The organism is Arthrobacter globiformis (genome assembly GCF_046536215.2).
In the GTDB taxonomy this organism is placed as follows: domain Bacteria; phylum Actinomycetota; class Actinomycetes; order Actinomycetales; family Micrococcaceae; genus Arthrobacter; species Arthrobacter globiformis_E.
Genome location: NZ_CM143421.1, coordinates 3,751,191 through 3,766,337, shown reverse-complemented (window position 1 = coordinate 3,766,337; position 15,147 = coordinate 3,751,191). Strand labels below are relative to the sequence as shown.

Genomic DNA, 15,147 nt, shown 5'->3' with positions numbered 1-15,147 from the left:
CCCCAACAAGACCAACCAGAGGATCACCACAATGAGCACCGCCACAGCACCCACCTCCTCGTCAGCGGCCACCGCCCGCGCCGTCCTGGACGCAGCATTCCCCGCCGGCCTCGGAGCATTCCTTGACGGCAGGACCGTCCCCGGCAGCGGCGAGAACATCACGCTCACCGCCGCCGCGACCGGCGAACCGTTCGCCACCTACGCCGACCCAGGCGCCGAGGGCGCCAACGCCCTCCTGGAAAGCTCAGTCGCAGGGGCCAAAATCTGGGGTGAACTCAACGGCTTCGAACGAGCAGCCATCCTCCGCAACGTCAGCCGCACAGTTGAAGCGCACGCCGAGGAACTGGCCATCCTCGAATCGGCCACCACCGGAAAGCCCATCCGCGACGCCCGGGTGGAGGCCGCGAAGGTCGCCGAGATGTTCGGCTACTACGCCGGCTGGGCGGACAAACTGACCGGCCAGACCATTCCCGTTCCCGGCCCCTGGCACACCTACACCGAACGCGTCCCCTGGGGCGTCGTCGTCGCCATCACCCCGTGGAACGCACCCCTGTTCACCGCCGGCTGGAACTCCGCCGCGCCGCTGGCAGCCGGCAACGCGGTGATCATCAAGCCCAGCGAATTCACGCCCGCCTCCTCCATCCGCCTCGCCCAGCTTGCCCACGAGGCCGGCCTGCCCGCAGGCGTGTTCAACGTCGCGGCCGGGCTGGGACAGACCGTGGGCGCGGCCCTCACCAGCGACCGGCGCGTCGGCAAGGTCAGCTTCATCGGCTCCGTCCCCACCGGCCGCCGGGTGGCGGTCGCCGCCGCGCAGGCCGGCATCCCCGCGCTGCTGGAACTCGGCGGCAAGAGCGCCAACATCGTCTTCGCGGACGCCGATCTGGAACGCGCGGCCGACGGCGCCATCGCGGCGATCTTCTCGGGTGCCGGGCAGTCCTGCGTGGCCGGATCGCGGCTCCTGGTGGAGCGCAGCGTGCATGCCCGGTTCGTGGAGCTGGTGGCCAACAAGGCAGCCCGGCTGCGCGTCGGCGACCCGCTGAGCGCGGACACCGAGGTGGGCCCCATCATCACTGCGCAGCAGTTCGCCACCGTCACCTCGCTCATCGAGGCGGGAATGAACGACGGCGGACGCCGGGTCACGGGCGCAGCGCTCCCCGACGCCCTGGCCGGGTCAGCCCTCGCCGGCGGCCACTGGGTGATGCCCACCCTGCTCGACGGCGTGACGCCGCAGAACCGCCTCGAAACCACGGAGGTCTTCGGGCCCGTCGTCGGGGCTGATGCCTTCGACACGGAGGCCGAGGCCATTGCCCGGGCCAACAACACGAACTTCGGCCTGGCCGGCGCCGTGTGGACCTCCGACGTTTCCCGCGCCCACCACGTGGCACGCCAGGTGAAGGCCGGCACATTCTGGATCAACTCCTACAAAACCATCCACGTGGCCGTTCCGTTCGGCGGCTTCGGCGACTCCGGCCACGGCCGGTCCTCCGGCCCCGGCGTCCTGGACGAGTACACGCAGACCAAGGCCATCTGGGTGCCGACGCGTGCAGCAGGCGCCCCTTTCCCGTCCCTCTCCTACTAGGGCAGGCATGTTCATGGAACCGACAGAAACAGCCAGCATCCGCACCGCCCTCGCCGAGGGCGTCACCGCCTGGAAACCGCGGGCCCTGGCCATGGCGCAGCAGATCCACGCCCTCAAGGAGGTGTCCTTCGAGGAGGTCCACTCGGCCGGCGCGGCAGCGGACCTGCTGGCCGAGGGCGGCTTCGAGGTGGAACGCGGCACCGGGGACCTCCCCACGGCGTTCACCGCCACCGCCGGCAGCGGCGACCTGACCGTGGCCCTGTGCGTGGAATACGACGCATTGCCGGACATCGGCCATGCCTGCGGCCACAACCTGATCGCCGGCGCCTCCGTGGCGGCCGCCCTCGCGCTGCGGCCGCATGTCGACGAGCTGGGCATCACCCTGAAGACCATCGGAACACCCGCCGAGGAACACGGCGGCGGCAAGGCGCTGCTGCTGGAACGCGGCGCATTCGACGGTGTCAGCCTCGCCCTCATGGTCCATCCCGTCCAGGAGGGGGTGACCTACAACCCCGCGGGCACCAGCGCCCAGGCCGTGGGCCGGTACCGGGCGGTCTTCACCGGCAAGGCAGCCCATGCGGCCGCCGCCCCGCACCAGGGTGTGAACGCCGCCGACGCCGCAGTGCTGAGCCAGGTGGCCGTCGGGTTGCTGCGCCAGCAGATCCCCGGCGACCACCGCATCGCCATGTACGTCGCAGAGGGCGGACACGTCACCAACATCATTCCGGAGCGGGCCGTGGTGGAGTTCGAATGCCGCGCCTTCACACTGAAGGAATTCGAAACGCTGCTGGAACGCGTCCGCCGCTGCTTCGAAGGGGCCGCCCTCGCCACCGGCGCCACGCTGGCCTTCGAGGACACGGAACCGCTCTACGAACCACTGATCCAGGACGATGCCCTGGCGGCCCACTGGACCGAGGCCATGGACGTGTTCGGCAAGGACACCTCGCCCTCGGCCGGCATCAGCGGCGGCTCCACGGACATGGGCAACATCTCCCAGGTCATCCCGAGCCTGCATCCCTGGCTGAGCATCCCCGGCGCGGACGTCCCCATACACTCGCACGCCTTTGCCGCACTGGCAGACTCCCCGGAGGCCTACGCCGTGATGTTCGAGGCAGCCACCGCGCTGGCCTGGACCGTCGCGGCCGCGGCCACCACCCCCACCGAAAGGGCACGCCTGATCAAAGCGGCTTACCGCCGTCAGACGGTCACACAGGAAGGCACACCATGAGCACCAGCACTACACCCGCGCGGACAGACAAGGCCGGTACAAGGCTCACGCTTCCCATCGCCGCGCTGGCCTTCGTCATTGCGCTGGCAGTCCAGCTGATCGGCCAGGCCAAGATCGACGTCGGCATCGGCGCGATCGTCATCTTCCCCATGGTCTGGGGCCTCATCCTCGGCCTGCTGGTCTCCGTCCAGAAGTTCAAGCCGCTGGGCCTGGACCTGCAGCGGGTCGCCGCCGCACTGGTCGGCGTGGCCGTGCTGCTCCTGGTGGCCAGGCTGGCGTTCAACATCGGTCCCAGCCTTCCCACCCTGCTCAAGGCCGGCCCGGCGCTGCTGCTGCAGGAGGTGGGCCACCTGCTGGGCACCATTGCACTGGCCCTCCCGCTGGCCGTGCTGCTCCGCATGGGCAAGGCGACCGTCGGCGCCACGTTCTCGCTTGACCGCGAACCGTCCTTCGCCATGGTCTCCGAAAAGTACGGCCCCGACTCCGACCAGTACCGCGGCGTCCTGGCCATGTACGTTTTCGGCACCCTGTTCGGCGCCGTATACATCACGCTGCTGACGTCCCTGATCTCCAACTGGCGGATCTTCGACCCCCTGGCCCTCGCCATGGGTGCCGGCGTGGGATCCGGGTCCATGATGGCGGCCTCCTCCGCCAGCATCATCGCCGCCTACCCCGGTGACCAGGAGGCCATCCTCGGCATGGCGGCCATCTCCAACCTGATCACCACGATCCTGGGTGTCTACGTCGGCATCTACCTGGCCCTGCCCCTGGCCGACCGTTTCTACCGGGTCCTTACCCGCAAACACACCCGGGAAGAGGCTGCGGTTACGGCCGGCGCCCCGGCCCAGCATGCGGACGCGGAGCTCGGCGGCGCCGCCGCCGGAGCCGGCAGCACAGACACCGCCCGGGAAGCAGCCCAGGCCGAGGAGAACCGCCGGTTCCGCGAACGGGTGGCCGAGTCCTCGGCGGCCATCCACCTGCCGCTGTGGCTGTCCCTCTCGGTCCTGACCGTCCTCGGAATCGGCACGGCCTCGATCGCAGCCAAGGGCTTCAGCCTGACCATCGTCCTCGGCTACGCCATCATGCTGGCCCTCGTCCTGGTCAGCATTGCCCTGGCCAAGCTCACCAAGAAAATCTCGGCCATCGTCTACATCACCACCATCGGCGCCTACATCTCCAGCCCGTGGTTCTTCGGCGCCGCCGCGCTGAACGGCCCCATCAAGTCGGTCGACTTCCTCTCGATCGCCACGGTCATGCTGACGCTCGCCGGCCTGTCCCTGGGCAAGGACATCCCGCTGCTGAAAAACATCGGCTGGAAGATCATCCCGGTGGGCCTGGTCGCGGTCACCGCCTCGTTCCTGCTGTCCACGGTGATCGCCGAGTTCGCCCTCGGTCTGTGGCACTAAGGCATTGGCACTCAGCCCATAACGCGCAAAAGGAAGCGGACGACGGCGGGACCTCCCGCCGTCGTCCGTTTCCCTTTGTTTTTGGCTCTTGTCAGCGCACCAAATACGTGCGTATTGTGCGGCCAGCCGGACTTTCGGCCGCGCGGACGTTTGGCAGTATCAATCCACTGCACCCTTTATCCAAGGGAGAACCTGATGTTAGGCACCAGAAGCCGCCTCGCCGCCGTCGCACTCGCGGCCGGCCTCATGGGCATCGCCGCCCCGGCCCACGCAGCCCCCGCTACGCTCGTCAGCGCCGGGCCCGGAATCCTCGTCGCCGACGGCGCCGCCGTCGACATTCCCGTCACCTTCGTCTGCGACACCGACCCCGCCCTGGTTACCGCAGTACCGGTCATCCAGCTGACCCAAAGAGTCAGTGACGGACGGATCGCCGGCGGCATCGGAAACGCGGAGCTCAACTGCACCCGGAAGGCGCAGACCGTCACCATCCGGGTGGTTCCCAACCTGATGGCATTCAACGAGGGCACGGCAGCGGCCACCATCGTGCTGCAAAGCTGCAGCGTCCAGTTCCAGTGCTCCGCGGAAATCATCAACACCGAGGTGGACCTCGCCAAGGGCGCCGGGAACGGAATCCAGCCCCAGAGGTAGGGTCAGACGCGGTTCAGTTCCAGCCCGCGCTGTTCCAGCTCGCGGACGATGCCGTCCACCAGCGATGCCGGATCGCCGAGGATGTCCACGGGAATATGCGCCTCATCGGCACCCAGCGGCTCCAGCGTGGCAAACTGCGACGCCAGGAGGCTGCTGGGCATGTACTCGTGGGCCCGGCCGCTGATCCGGTCCGAGATGGTGGCGGCCTCGCCGGAGAGGTGGATGAATACAAGGCCAGGGGCGAAGCTGCGCAGGAGGTCCCGGTAGCTTCGCTTGAGCGCCGAGCAGGCGATGATGCGCGTGGCCTCTCCCTCGGCGGGCGTTGCCAGCGCGGCACCGATCTCGGCGAGCCATGGTGCCCTGTCCTCGTCGTTCAGCGGTGTGCCGCTTGCCATCTTGGCCTTGTTGGCGGCCGGATGGAAGTCGTCCCCGTCGAAGAAGGGCACGCCCAGGCGCTCGCTCAGCAGCGCACCGACGGTCGACTTTCCGCAGCCGGAGACGCCCATGACAACCAGGGGCGGCAGGTTCGTGATCATGATGTCCCTTCCAAACTTTCAGCCGGCGAAGTTGAGGAGGACTTTGCCTGATTGGGCGGAGTTGCGGGCGATGTCGAAGGCTTCGAGGGCGTCGGTGACGGGGTAGTCGTGGGTGATGACCGGGCCGATGCTGAGGGTGCCGTCGGCGAGGGCGGTGATGACCTCGTCGATTTCGTCGTTGAACCGGAACGAGCCTTTGAGGTCCAGTTCCCGGGTGATGGCCAGGGAGATCAGGACCGGCTGGGCGCCGGTGGGCAGCAGCCCGACCATGACCACGGTCCCGCCCCGGGCAGCGCCCTGGATCGCGGAGGCCAGGCCGTGGTGGTTCCCCGAGGACTCGATCACGACGTCGGCCTGGACCCTGGCGATCGCGTCGGCGTCGGTGGCGGTCAGGACCTCGTCCGCGCCCACGGCGGTGGCGATTTCCAGCGGCTTTTCATGCATGTCGACGGCGACGATCCGGGCCGCGCCGGCACGCTTCAGGACCGCGACGGCCAGCGCCCCGATCGGGCCACTGCCGATGACCAGGGCGGTTTTGCCGGCCACGTCCCCGGCCCGGGCCACGGCATGCCACGCCACGGACGCGGGTTCGATCAGCGCCGCGGTGCGCAGGTCCAGGGTTTCCGGGAGGGGCCGGAGCATCCTGACCGGGAGGTTCACGTACCGGCTGAACGCCCCGTCCGTGTGCGGATACCGCGCCGCGGAGCCCAGGTAGGTGCAGCCCGGGGACAGGTTCGGCCGCTCCGCCGGATACCGCGGCGCGTCCGGACCCTCACCCGGTCCCGGGGTGGCAGGATGCACCGCCACCGGCGTCCCCGCCACCGGGCCCGCACCGTTCCCGGCGGCCCTGACCACCCGGCCGCTGATCTCGTGCCCCAGCACCAGGGGCGCCTTCAGGATCGACTCCCCGGCCGCGCCGTGCAGCCAGTAATGCAGGTCCGACCCGCAAATCCCCCCGTACAGCACCTCGACCACGGCCTCATCCGGCCCCGGGGCCTGCAGCGGCAGCTCATCAACCCGCAAATCCCCCTTCGCATGCGCCACGACGGCGGGACCGGACACCGGAAGCTCGGTTTCCGCTGCTGCTGCTGTTGTTCCCGTGTGTGTCATCAGACCACCACCGTCATTCCGCCATCGATAAAGATTGTCTGCCCGTTCACAAAATCAGACCCGGACGAGGCCAGCCACACCGCCGGGCCGGCCAAATCCTGCACCGTGCCCCACCGGGCGGCCGGGGTCCGGCCCAGGATCCAGGCATTGAACTGCTCATCATCCACCAGATTCTGCGTCATCTCGGTATGGATATACCCCGGCGCGATCCCGTTGATCTGCAACCCCGACCCCGCCCATTCCGCGGTCATCGCCCGGGTCAGGTTCCGCAACCCGCCCTTCGCCGCCACATACGGGGCGATCGTGGGCCGGGCCAGATCCGTCTGCACCGAACAGATATTGATGATCTTCCCGTGACCCCGGCCGATCATGTGCCGGGCCGCCTCCCGGCCCACCAGGAACGCGCTGGTCAGGTCCGTGGAAATCACCCGCTCCCAGTCCTTCACGTCCAGATCCAGCATCGGCACCCGGTGCTGGATCCCGGCATTGTTCACCAGGATCTCCAGCGGACCCACATGCTCCTCGACCCAGGCCACACCCGCCGCGGCCGCGGCATCATCCGTGACATCAAACGCCACACTGTGCACCCGGCCCGGCGCGCACTCCCCCGCCATCGCCGCCTCCGCAGCCTTCAACCGCTCAGCATTCACACCGTTCAACACCACCGTCGCACCAGCATCCGCCAACGCCCGCGCCAACGCATTACCAATCCCCCGGCTCGAACCCGTCACCAAAGCAACCCGCCCGGTCAAATCAAAAAGTGAAGTCATGAAGAGCAGCTCCTTCGCCGCGGTCTGCGCAGTGCGCGCAATGGTTGTTCTTTGTCGTCGGTCCTGTGTCGCCGTCGTCGGTCCTGTGTCACCCGGCCCGGGCACAGTTTTGCGCGAACGTACACTTGTGGCCCCAGTCGCGCCTCGAAAAAGGGCCACAACTGTACGTTCGCGCTTGTGGCGGAAGTGGCTGCGCCCTAGAAGGGGCCGCGCTGCACGAGGTTGGCCGGGGTCTCTCCCGCGGCCAGGGCTTCGAGCTGCTGCCGCAAAAGCTTCAGGATCCGCGGCTGGAAGGCAGACGCGTTGCCGCCGACGTGGGGCGTGATCAGGGCGTTGGGCGTGGACCACAGCGGGTGGTCCTGCGGCAGAGGTTCCGGATCGACGACGTCGAGGGCGCACTGCAGCCGGCCGGACAGGACTTCCTTGGTCAGGGCCGCCGTGTCCACCACCGGACCGCGTCCCACGTTCACCACGAGGGCGCCGTCGGGCAGGGCGGCGAGGACTTCCTCGCCGATCAGGTGGTGGGTGTGGTCGTTCAGCGGCAGCACCGAGACCAGGATGTCGTGCGTGGCGGCAAGTGCGGTCAGCTCGCTGGAGGCGTGGACCTCGCCGTGCTCGTCCGTACGGGCAGAACTTCCCACCCGGGTAACCGTGACCTCGAAGGGCTCCAGGCGGCGGGCAATTTCGTGCCCGATCCCGCCGACGCCCACCAGGAGCACGCGGCGGTCCGCCAGGGACTGGCGCCGCTCCGGCCGCCAGAGGCCGTACTGCTGGTCGCGGACGGCCTGGTCGATGCCGCGCAGTTTGGCGAGGATCAAACCCACCGCCAGTTCCGCCGTCGCCGCCGCATGGACGCCCGAGGCGTTCGCGACGCCGGCCGCCGGACCGGCGGCCTCAATGACGCCGTCGTATCCGGTGGACTGGGTCTGGACGAACTTCAGTTCGTCCACCTGGGCGAGTGATCCCAGAACCGCACCGGCGTTGATGTACGGGAGGATGACGCCGTCGATCTCCTCCAGCGTCCCGCCGTCGGGATCCGACTTCATGTCCCAGACAACACCCCGCAGGCCCTCGGGAAGGGGCGAGAGATCGGCGAGCAGCTGGGAGTCGGGGAAGCTGACGGTGCGTACTGGTTGCATCGGAAACCTATCGATTCTGGAGAACTGGGGGTGGACAGGGCGGGGCCAGTTGCGGCTGGCCCCGCCTTGGGCAGCCTAGGCCGGGCGCCGGTCGAACGTGAGCCCGCCGGGGACCTGGAACGTCGGCATGAGTTCCAGCATGCCAACGTTCACGTGGCGGGGTGTTTCGATGGCGTAATCCATGGCGTTGACGATGTCGTCGGTGGTCAGGGATTCGTAGCCCTCGTAGTACGTCTTCCAGGCCTCTTCCATGGCCTCGGGCGAGCCGCCCATGTTGCGGCCGAAGATCTCGGTCTCGACGCGTCCGGGGCAGATCTCGGTGACGCGGATGCGCTTGCCGACGGTGTCGTTGCGCAGCTGGCGTGAGATCTGGTGCACGGCTGCCTTGGTGGCGTGGTAGACCGTGTGGCCGTAGAAGTTGTACAGGCCGGCGATGGAGCTGATGTTGATGACATGGCCGCGGTCGCGTTCCACCATGCCCGGCAGCACCAGCCTGGTGAGCTGGAGCAGGCCGCGGAGGTTGACGTCCACGAGCTCGTCGATGTCGCTCTCCGAGGAGTCCAGGATGTTGCCGGGCCGGGAGACGCCGGCGCAGTTCACCAGGACGTCAACTTCCAGGTTTCCGACGGCGGCCGTCAGGGCCGCGGTGTCGGTCAGGTCGACGATGTGGGGAATGGCGCCGGTCTTGTCGGCCAGGTCCTTCAGGCGTTCCTCGTTGCGGGCCACGGCGTGGACGGTGAGTCCGCGCTTGGCGAGGCGCTCGGCGATCGCGGCACCCATCCCGGTTGAGGCGCCGGTGACGAGGGCGGTTGAGTAGTCTGAAAACGGCATGTAAGTCTCCTGGTTAGGTAGTAAGTGTTAGGCGTCGCGCAGCGGAAGGTGTGCGCGGTCCTTGACGGTGCTGACGGCGGCCAGCGTGCCCAGCGCGGTGATCACCGCGTAGAAAGCAGGCATGTAGATGTTGCCGGTGGACGAGATCAGCCAGGTCATCAGCAGCGGGGCGGTTCCGCCGAAGAGTGCCGAGGAGATGTTGTAGCCCAGGCCGTAGGCCGAATACCGGACGCGGGTGGGGAACAGTTCCACGATCAGGATGTGGATCACCGCGGTGTGTCCGGCGAAGACGACGGCCATGATGCAGGCGCCCAGGATGGCCAGGGCCATGTTGCCGGTGGCGATGAGGGCGTAGGCGGGGATGCCGAGGACAGCCATGGCGATGGCCGAGCCGGCGATGACCTTCTTGCGGCCGATGCGGTCGGAGAGGGCACCCATGAACGGGATGGCGATGCAGATGACAACCAGGCTGCAGGCGGTGACCAGCAGGGCTTCGCTGATGGTGAAGTTGAGCTGCTTGCCCTTGAGGAACGTCGGCATGTAGGAGAACAGGACGTAGTAGCCGGAGCCGTTCATGAGCGGGATAAACAGGGCCAGCAGCATGGCGCGGCGGTGTTCGGCGGAGGCGAAGGCTTCCTTCAGCGGGTTCTTGGACAGGCCGCCCTCTTCCTTCAGCTTCTGGAAGTTGGGGGTGTCGCTGATCGCCTTACGGATGTACCAGCCGATGACGCCCATGGGGATGGCGACCAGGAACGGGATGCGCCATGCGAACGAGCCGAAGCCGCCGCCGTCGATCGCTGCCTGCGTGAGCCAGGGGGACATGGAGAAGGCGACCAGGGTGCCGGTGAGCAGGGCAGCGAAGGATGCAATCTGGGCGTAGGAGGTGATGATGCCGCGCTTGCCTTCGGGGGCGTGCTCGGCGAGGAAGGTCATGGCGCCGGCAGCCTCGCCGCCGACGGAGAAGCCCTGGAGCAGGCGGAGCAGCACCAGCAGGATGGGGGCTGCGATGCCGATGGCCGAGTAGGCGGGCAGGAGCCCGATGCCGGCGGTGGCGACGCTAATCAGCAGGATGACAAAGACCAACAGCTTTTGTCGTCCGATCTTGTCGCCCAGGATGCCGCAGACGACAGCGCCGAGGGGGCGGACGAAGAACGACACGGCGTAGCCGGCGAAGACGAACAGCAGGGCGTTGTCCGGGTTGCCGGGAGCCAGGAACACGAGCGCAAGCGTTCCGGCCATGAAGGCGAAAATGCCGTTGTCGTAGAGCTCAACAAAAATCCCGACGCACCCGGCGGTGACGACTTTCCGGGTCTGCCTCGCATCGAGGCGGTCGTGCAGCGGTGCACTGGCACGCGTTGGTGTAGACATTTTCATTCCTAACTTGGACTGAGTTCGAGGAGAGGTCATCGGTGATCCTTAGCTGCCGGCTGCCGGTACGAGTTCCGGCCATCCGGGCTCTTTATCGATGCCAAGGAGGGCGAAGACAGTGCTGACGCGGGAACGGAGGTTTTCCAGTTCCCGTAATGCGGCCCGATGCTTTGCCGTGGCTTCGGGGACGGTGGTCTTGCGGAAGGTGATGGTGTGCCCGGGCCGGGCCTGGGCGAGGGTGTCGAGCGAGCGGCTGGTGACCACGGCGAGGACGGGGTACCCGGCGGTGACGCCGCGTCCCCGGTGCAGCACCAGCAGCTCTTCCCTGGACGGAACCTCGATGGCTCCCACCGGAACGCCGCGCGACAGCACTTCGGCTGACGACTGGCGTTCGGGAAGCGCCCCGCCGAGGCGCAGCCCGATGTGGTTGCTCCGGGCGCTGACGGTGTATTCGGTGTTGTACAGCAGCTCTGCTGTCGCGCCGAATTCTTCGACGTCCGGACCGTCCGTGACGTCAATGACTGCCCTGCTGCTGAACTCCGGCCGGGTCAGCCCCAGCCGGAACAGCGGAAGGTCAAAGTATGGCTGCCGGATGGGTCCGACGCTCTTGGAAGTCTTCAGCTCGCTACCTTCGGTGAGCCGGAGGCCGAAGCCGATGACCGTATCGGGGGCGCAGCTTCCGAGCAGTTCCGGAGCCTCCACCGAACCGTGGACCGCCAGGTAGGCGCGGAGGCCGCCCGTGATGCGGCGGACCGCCACGGTCTCCCCCGCACGGACGGACACCGGTTCCCACTGCGGGCATTCGCGGCCGCCCACCGTGAGGGTCAGCGGTGCGCCGGTGACGGCGATGAGGAGGTCCGTGCTGGCTTTCATCCGGAAGTCGAGGGCGGTGATTTCCAGCAGTGGGGCGTTGTCGGCGTTGGCGGCGAGGATGTTCGCTGCCCGCGCCGAGAACTGGTCGAGTGCCCCGTTGACGGGGAGGCCGAACCGGGGTCCGCGGAAGCGGCCCAGGTCCGTGACCACCGAGTTTCCGGGCTGCTGGATGATCAGTGACCCGCTCATCGTGCTGCCTCCAGTTTCCGTCCCGCGTAGTCTGCGAACTCTTCCGGCTGGATCTGGCGGAACGTCAGGCGGTCACCGGGCAGGTAGGGAACCAGCGGTTCGCTGGCGGCGTCAAGGACGGTCAGCGGGGTCTGGCCGATGACGCACCATCCGCCGGGCGCCACCGCGGGGGCGATGACTGCCTGCCGGCCGGCGACGGCTACGGCACCTGCCGGCACGGACAGCCGGGGGTCCTTCAGCCGGGGAACGGGGAGCGGGAAATCGGGGCCGTCCATCATGGGTGAGCCCGCCGGGGCGCCCAGGCAACGGATGACGTAGGACTTGGCCGTGTGGAGCGCGATGATCTCCTCCACGGACAGCTGCTCGTGCTCGGCAACGCGCTCCAGGTCGGGGCCGTATTCGCCGCCGTAAACCACCGGGACGCTGAACTCGCGGGGCGTGCGGGCGGGTGCGCCGGCATGCTCCAGCTGGCGCAGGCCGAGGAGGACAAAGGCCCGGACCTGGCGCGCGGAGGTGACCCCGGGGTCAAATTCCACGAGCAGCGAGTCGTACGTCGGCACTGCGCCGTGTACGCCGTCGGCCCCTGCAGTCTCAAGCCACTGCGCGAGGGAGTGGACGGTGCTCCAGTTGGCCTCCGTGTCAGCGGAGGAGGCGACGACCCGCAGGGCCGAGTCCCCGGACTCGAAGACCTCCACGGGGATTGGGGTGGCAGCCATGTCAGGCGACCTTCGCTTTGGCGGCCAGGACCTGGGCGAGCGGGGCGATGGTCACGCCGGCGTTCTCCAGTTCGGCGCGGACCTGGCGGGCCAGCTGCACCGCGCCGGGGGTGTCCCCGTGCAGGAGAACGGTGTCGGCGACAATCGGCAGGTCCGTGCCGGCGACGGTCTCGATGAGCCCTTCGCACACCATGCGGACGGTGCGCTCCACGATGGCGGCCGGATCGTGGATCACGGCGCCGGGGCGGCTGCGGGGCACCAGGGTGCCGTCGGCCTCGTAGGCGCGGTCGGCGATGCCGACGATGCCCACCGGGAGCTGCCGTTCGGCGGCGGCGTCGGCGAGTTCGCCGTCCTGCGCCAGGACGATGAGACCGGGGTTCAGGCGGGCGGCTGCATCGGCGACGGCTGCCGCGTAGTCGGGGCGGGTGGCGACGAGGTTGCCGAGGCGGCCGTGCGGGGCAATGTGGGCGACGCTCGTGCCGTGGTAGGCAGTGAAGGCGCTCAGCGCACCGAACTGGTACAGGACGTCGTTGCGGACCTCGTCCGCCGTCAGGTCCATGGCACGCCGGCCAAAACCGCGCAGGTCCGGAAAGCTCGGGTGTGCCCCGATGCTGACGCCGCGGCGGACGCATTCAGCGACCGTGGCGTGCATGATGTCCGGGTCACCGGCGTGGAAACCGCAGGCGATGTTGGCACTGGAAACCACCTCGAGCAGGGCAGCGTCGTCGCCCATCGAGTAGGCGCCGAAGCCTTCTCCGAGATCTGCGACGAGATCAACTGTGAGTCCCATTATCTGCCTTCCTGGGGTGGTTGGCAGCGGCCCTGCCCGCCGGGGCGAAGGATCAGCTGCGCTGGTGATGAAGTGTGTCCGAACTGGCCCTGTCCTGGGTTCCCGGTTCGCTGCTGCCGGGCTACCGGCTTCTGCAAAAAAGTCTGACACCGGGATTTGGCTCACACAAAGACGTAATCGGTGTCACGGGATAGGTGGTGGTTATGACCACCGCCGCAGTGGCATCCATGACCGTCTCCTTCCCACTCAGGAGGGTTCGGGCCTTGGCGGCCCGCCCTCGTTTGCATTGAACATATGGGGCATTTATTTCCGGAATGTAAAAGAGACCGGCAATTTCCGTAAAAGTGAATACCATGCAAAATGCATCTGCCCCCATTGGGAATTTGCATGTCACCGGAGGGGATAGAATGTACGCCTAGTGAAATAGCGTTCTGGGTTCAACCTAGTGTCAGCGATGCGGATCACACAAAGACCTATTGCGTATCCCTGCATAGCAACCCGTTATGACCATCCGTGGGTTCAGGACGCCGCAACGAGAGAGGGCGGCCGTGGACACCAGGAAACTTGCGTACTTCGTACAGATCGTGGACTCGGGGAGCATCACCAAGGCCGCGGCGGCACTGCATGTGGCCCAGCCGGCCCTGAGCCAGCAGGTTTCGGCGCTGGAAACTGAACTCAAGCAGCGCCTGCTGATCCGCAGCAAGCAGGGCGTGCAGCCCACGGCCGCCGGGCACACGCTGTACCGGCACGCCCAGTCCATCCTGCGGCTCGTGGCACAGGCCCGGGTGGACGTTGCCAAGTCGGGGGCCGCCCCCTCCGGCCGGGTATCCATCGCCATTGCGCCCTACAGCATGGCCTCGAGCCTGACCCCGCAGATCATCAGCGAAGTGGCCCGGCGCTACCCGGATATCGTCCTGCACGTCACGGAAATTTACGGCGGCGTCCTGAGCGAGGCCATCAAGAACGGCCGGCTGGACATGGCCCTCATCTACGAGCCCGGCCCCATCCGCGGCGTCCTGTTCACCACCATGATCGTGGAGGACCTGCACCTGGTGGTCAACGCCGCCAGGACGGACATCGACGCCGGAAAGGGCGAGATCACGCTCGAGGAGGTGGCCCAATTCGGGCTCTTCCTTCCGGAGAAGATCCACACCCTCCGCCAGACGGTCGAGGCCGGCTTCGACAGCAAGGGCCTGAAGCTGCAGCTCGTGGGCGAGGTGGAGTCGGTGCCTTCGCTGACCCGGTTGCTGCGTGCCGACCTGGGGGCCACGATTTTGCCCAAGTCTGCTGCGGATGCACTGTTCCACGAGGAGGACTTCCGCGTCCTGCGGATTGTGGATCCCGCACTGCAGTGCAAGATCGCACTGTGCACGCCGGACCACGATCCCCTCTCGGAGGCGGCGTCGGCCGTGCTCCTGGTGCTGAAGGAAATGCTGCAGGAAATGCTCAGCAATAAGTATGGGCGCTAGGGGTTCATAGGTTCCGCTTATTAGGGCACTCATCATTTGTCTTAGTAACCCGCTCCCCGGGATTCTAATATTGGCAGCAAGCCAAGAAATTGTGGAAAAGCACTTTCCACAAACAGAATCAACGGGGAGTCTGCCATGAAAAAGCTCAGCACCATCAGGAGAACTACCGACCCGAGCCTGGGGCTCATGGCGAAAACCGGGTCCCACTGCCCCACCAACGGTTTCTGGCGGCCGGAGGACCGGTCCGCCGCCCCGATCTTCGTTTTCGAGGGCAGCATCATGCCCGTCAGCGGCGGCGGCTCGACGGTCTGGTATCTGGAGGACGCCGTTTTCGGCGCCCCGGCCTACCCGGTCCCCCACCGCGTCTAGCCCAACCAAGTACGCGTCTAACCCAACTATGTAGCAGCACAGGGCGTTCTCAGCGCTGGGAACCCCCTGAAGTGCTACCTGGTTTTCGTTCTCGGATGATTCGAGAAAACTTTTGGATCCTGCCCG

The 15,147-nt window shown here is 67.3% G+C and carries 15 protein-coding genes; 6 read left to right on the top strand and 9 right to left on the bottom strand.

What is annotated here, in order from left to right; translation table 11 throughout:
- The first annotated feature begins 31 nt into the window (after positions 1 to 31).
- The 4 genes from R5O87_RS16955 to R5O87_RS16940 all read left to right on the top strand — a co-directional run bounded on the left by R5O87_RS16955 (position 32) and on the right by R5O87_RS16940 (position 4,861).
- Positions 32 to 1,579, top strand: coding sequence for an aldehyde dehydrogenase family protein (locus R5O87_RS16955; RefSeq protein ID WP_410556798.1), 1,548 nt, complete (start codon positions 32 to 34; stop codon positions 1,577 to 1,579).
- A 7-nt stretch (positions 1,580 to 1,586) separates the two neighbouring features.
- Positions 1,587 to 2,807, top strand: a complete 1,221-nt coding sequence (locus R5O87_RS16950) for an amidohydrolase (RefSeq protein ID WP_410556797.1) — start codon at positions 1,587 to 1,589, stop codon at positions 2,805 to 2,807.
- Positions 2,804 to 4,213 (top strand): DUF3100 domain-containing protein, encoded by a 1,410-nt coding sequence (locus R5O87_RS16945; protein WP_410556796.1) that lies wholly within the window; start codon positions 2,804 to 2,806, stop codon positions 4,211 to 4,213. Before R5O87_RS16950 ends, R5O87_RS16945 begins: the two co-directional genes overlap by 4 nt.
- 195 nt (positions 4,214 to 4,408) lie before the next feature.
- The gene (locus tag R5O87_RS16940) at positions 4,409 to 4,861 is read left to right on the top strand and encodes a hypothetical protein (protein ID WP_410556795.1); all 453 of its coding nucleotides are present in this window, start codon (positions 4,409 to 4,411) and stop codon (positions 4,859 to 4,861) included.
- A 2-nt stretch (positions 4,862 to 4,863) separates the two neighbouring features.
- On the opposite strand, the gene R5O87_RS16935 is transcribed toward R5O87_RS16940, so the two are convergent.
- The 9 genes from R5O87_RS16935 to R5O87_RS16895 all read right to left on the bottom strand — a co-directional run bounded on the left by R5O87_RS16935 (position 4,864) and on the right by R5O87_RS16895 (position 13,183).
- Complete coding sequence (locus tag R5O87_RS16935) at positions 4,864 to 5,397, bottom strand: gluconokinase (protein ID WP_410556794.1); 534 nt, start codon at positions 5,395 to 5,397, stop codon at positions 4,864 to 4,866.
- A gap of 18 nt (positions 5,398 to 5,415) precedes the next feature.
- Complete coding sequence (locus R5O87_RS16930; RefSeq protein WP_462836324.1) at positions 5,416 to 6,507, bottom strand: L-idonate 5-dehydrogenase; 1,092 nt, start codon at positions 6,505 to 6,507, stop codon at positions 5,416 to 5,418.
- The gene (locus tag R5O87_RS16925) at positions 6,507 to 7,277 is read right to left on the bottom strand and encodes an SDR family oxidoreductase (RefSeq protein WP_462836323.1); all 771 of its coding nucleotides are present in this window, start codon (positions 7,275 to 7,277) and stop codon (positions 6,507 to 6,509) included. The genes R5O87_RS16930 and R5O87_RS16925 overlap by 1 nt, the downstream gene beginning before the upstream one ends.
- Positions 7,278 to 7,474: 197 nt before the next feature.
- On the bottom strand, positions 7,475 to 8,416 hold the full coding sequence (locus R5O87_RS16920; RefSeq protein ID WP_410555704.1) for a 2-hydroxyacid dehydrogenase: 942 nt from the start codon (positions 8,414 to 8,416) through the stop codon (positions 7,475 to 7,477).
- A gap of 75 nt (positions 8,417 to 8,491) precedes the next feature.
- On the bottom strand, positions 8,492 to 9,247 hold the full coding sequence (locus tag R5O87_RS16915) for an SDR family oxidoreductase (protein ID WP_410555703.1): 756 nt from the start codon (positions 9,245 to 9,247) through the stop codon (positions 8,492 to 8,494).
- A gap of 27 nt (positions 9,248 to 9,274) precedes the next feature.
- Positions 9,275 to 10,615 (bottom strand): MFS transporter, encoded by a 1,341-nt coding sequence (locus R5O87_RS16910; RefSeq protein WP_410555701.1) that lies wholly within the window; start codon positions 10,613 to 10,615, stop codon positions 9,275 to 9,277.
- Between the two features lie 48 nt (positions 10,616 to 10,663).
- Positions 10,664 to 11,677, bottom strand: coding sequence for a 5-oxoprolinase subunit C family protein (locus tag R5O87_RS16905; protein WP_410555699.1), 1,014 nt, complete (start codon positions 11,675 to 11,677; stop codon positions 10,664 to 10,666).
- Positions 11,674 to 12,393 carry a 5-oxoprolinase subunit B family protein gene (locus tag R5O87_RS16900; RefSeq protein ID WP_410555698.1) on the bottom strand — a complete coding sequence of 240 codons (720 nt, stop codon included), beginning with the start codon at positions 12,391 to 12,393 and terminating at the stop codon, positions 11,674 to 11,676. The genes R5O87_RS16905 and R5O87_RS16900 overlap by 4 nt, the downstream gene beginning before the upstream one ends.
- Before the next feature lies 1 nt (position 12,394).
- Complete coding sequence (locus R5O87_RS16895) at positions 12,395 to 13,183, bottom strand: LamB/YcsF family protein (RefSeq protein ID WP_410555697.1); 789 nt, start codon at positions 13,181 to 13,183, stop codon at positions 12,395 to 12,397.
- Positions 13,184 to 13,731: 548 nt separating this feature from the next.
- On the opposite strand from R5O87_RS16895, the gene nac reads away from it, so the two are divergent.
- Together nac and R5O87_RS16885 are read left to right on the top strand one after the other, a co-directional pair.
- Positions 13,732 to 14,652: a nitrogen assimilation transcriptional regulator NAC gene (gene nac / locus R5O87_RS16890; RefSeq protein WP_410555696.1), complete on the top strand. Its 921-nt coding sequence runs from the start codon at positions 13,732 to 13,734 to the stop codon at positions 14,650 to 14,652.
- A gap of 135 nt (positions 14,653 to 14,787) precedes the next feature.
- Positions 14,788 to 15,021: a hypothetical protein gene (locus tag R5O87_RS16885; RefSeq protein ID WP_377952368.1), complete on the top strand. Its 234-nt coding sequence runs from the start codon at positions 14,788 to 14,790 to the stop codon at positions 15,019 to 15,021.
- The last annotated feature ends 126 nt before the right edge of the window (positions 15,022 to 15,147 follow it).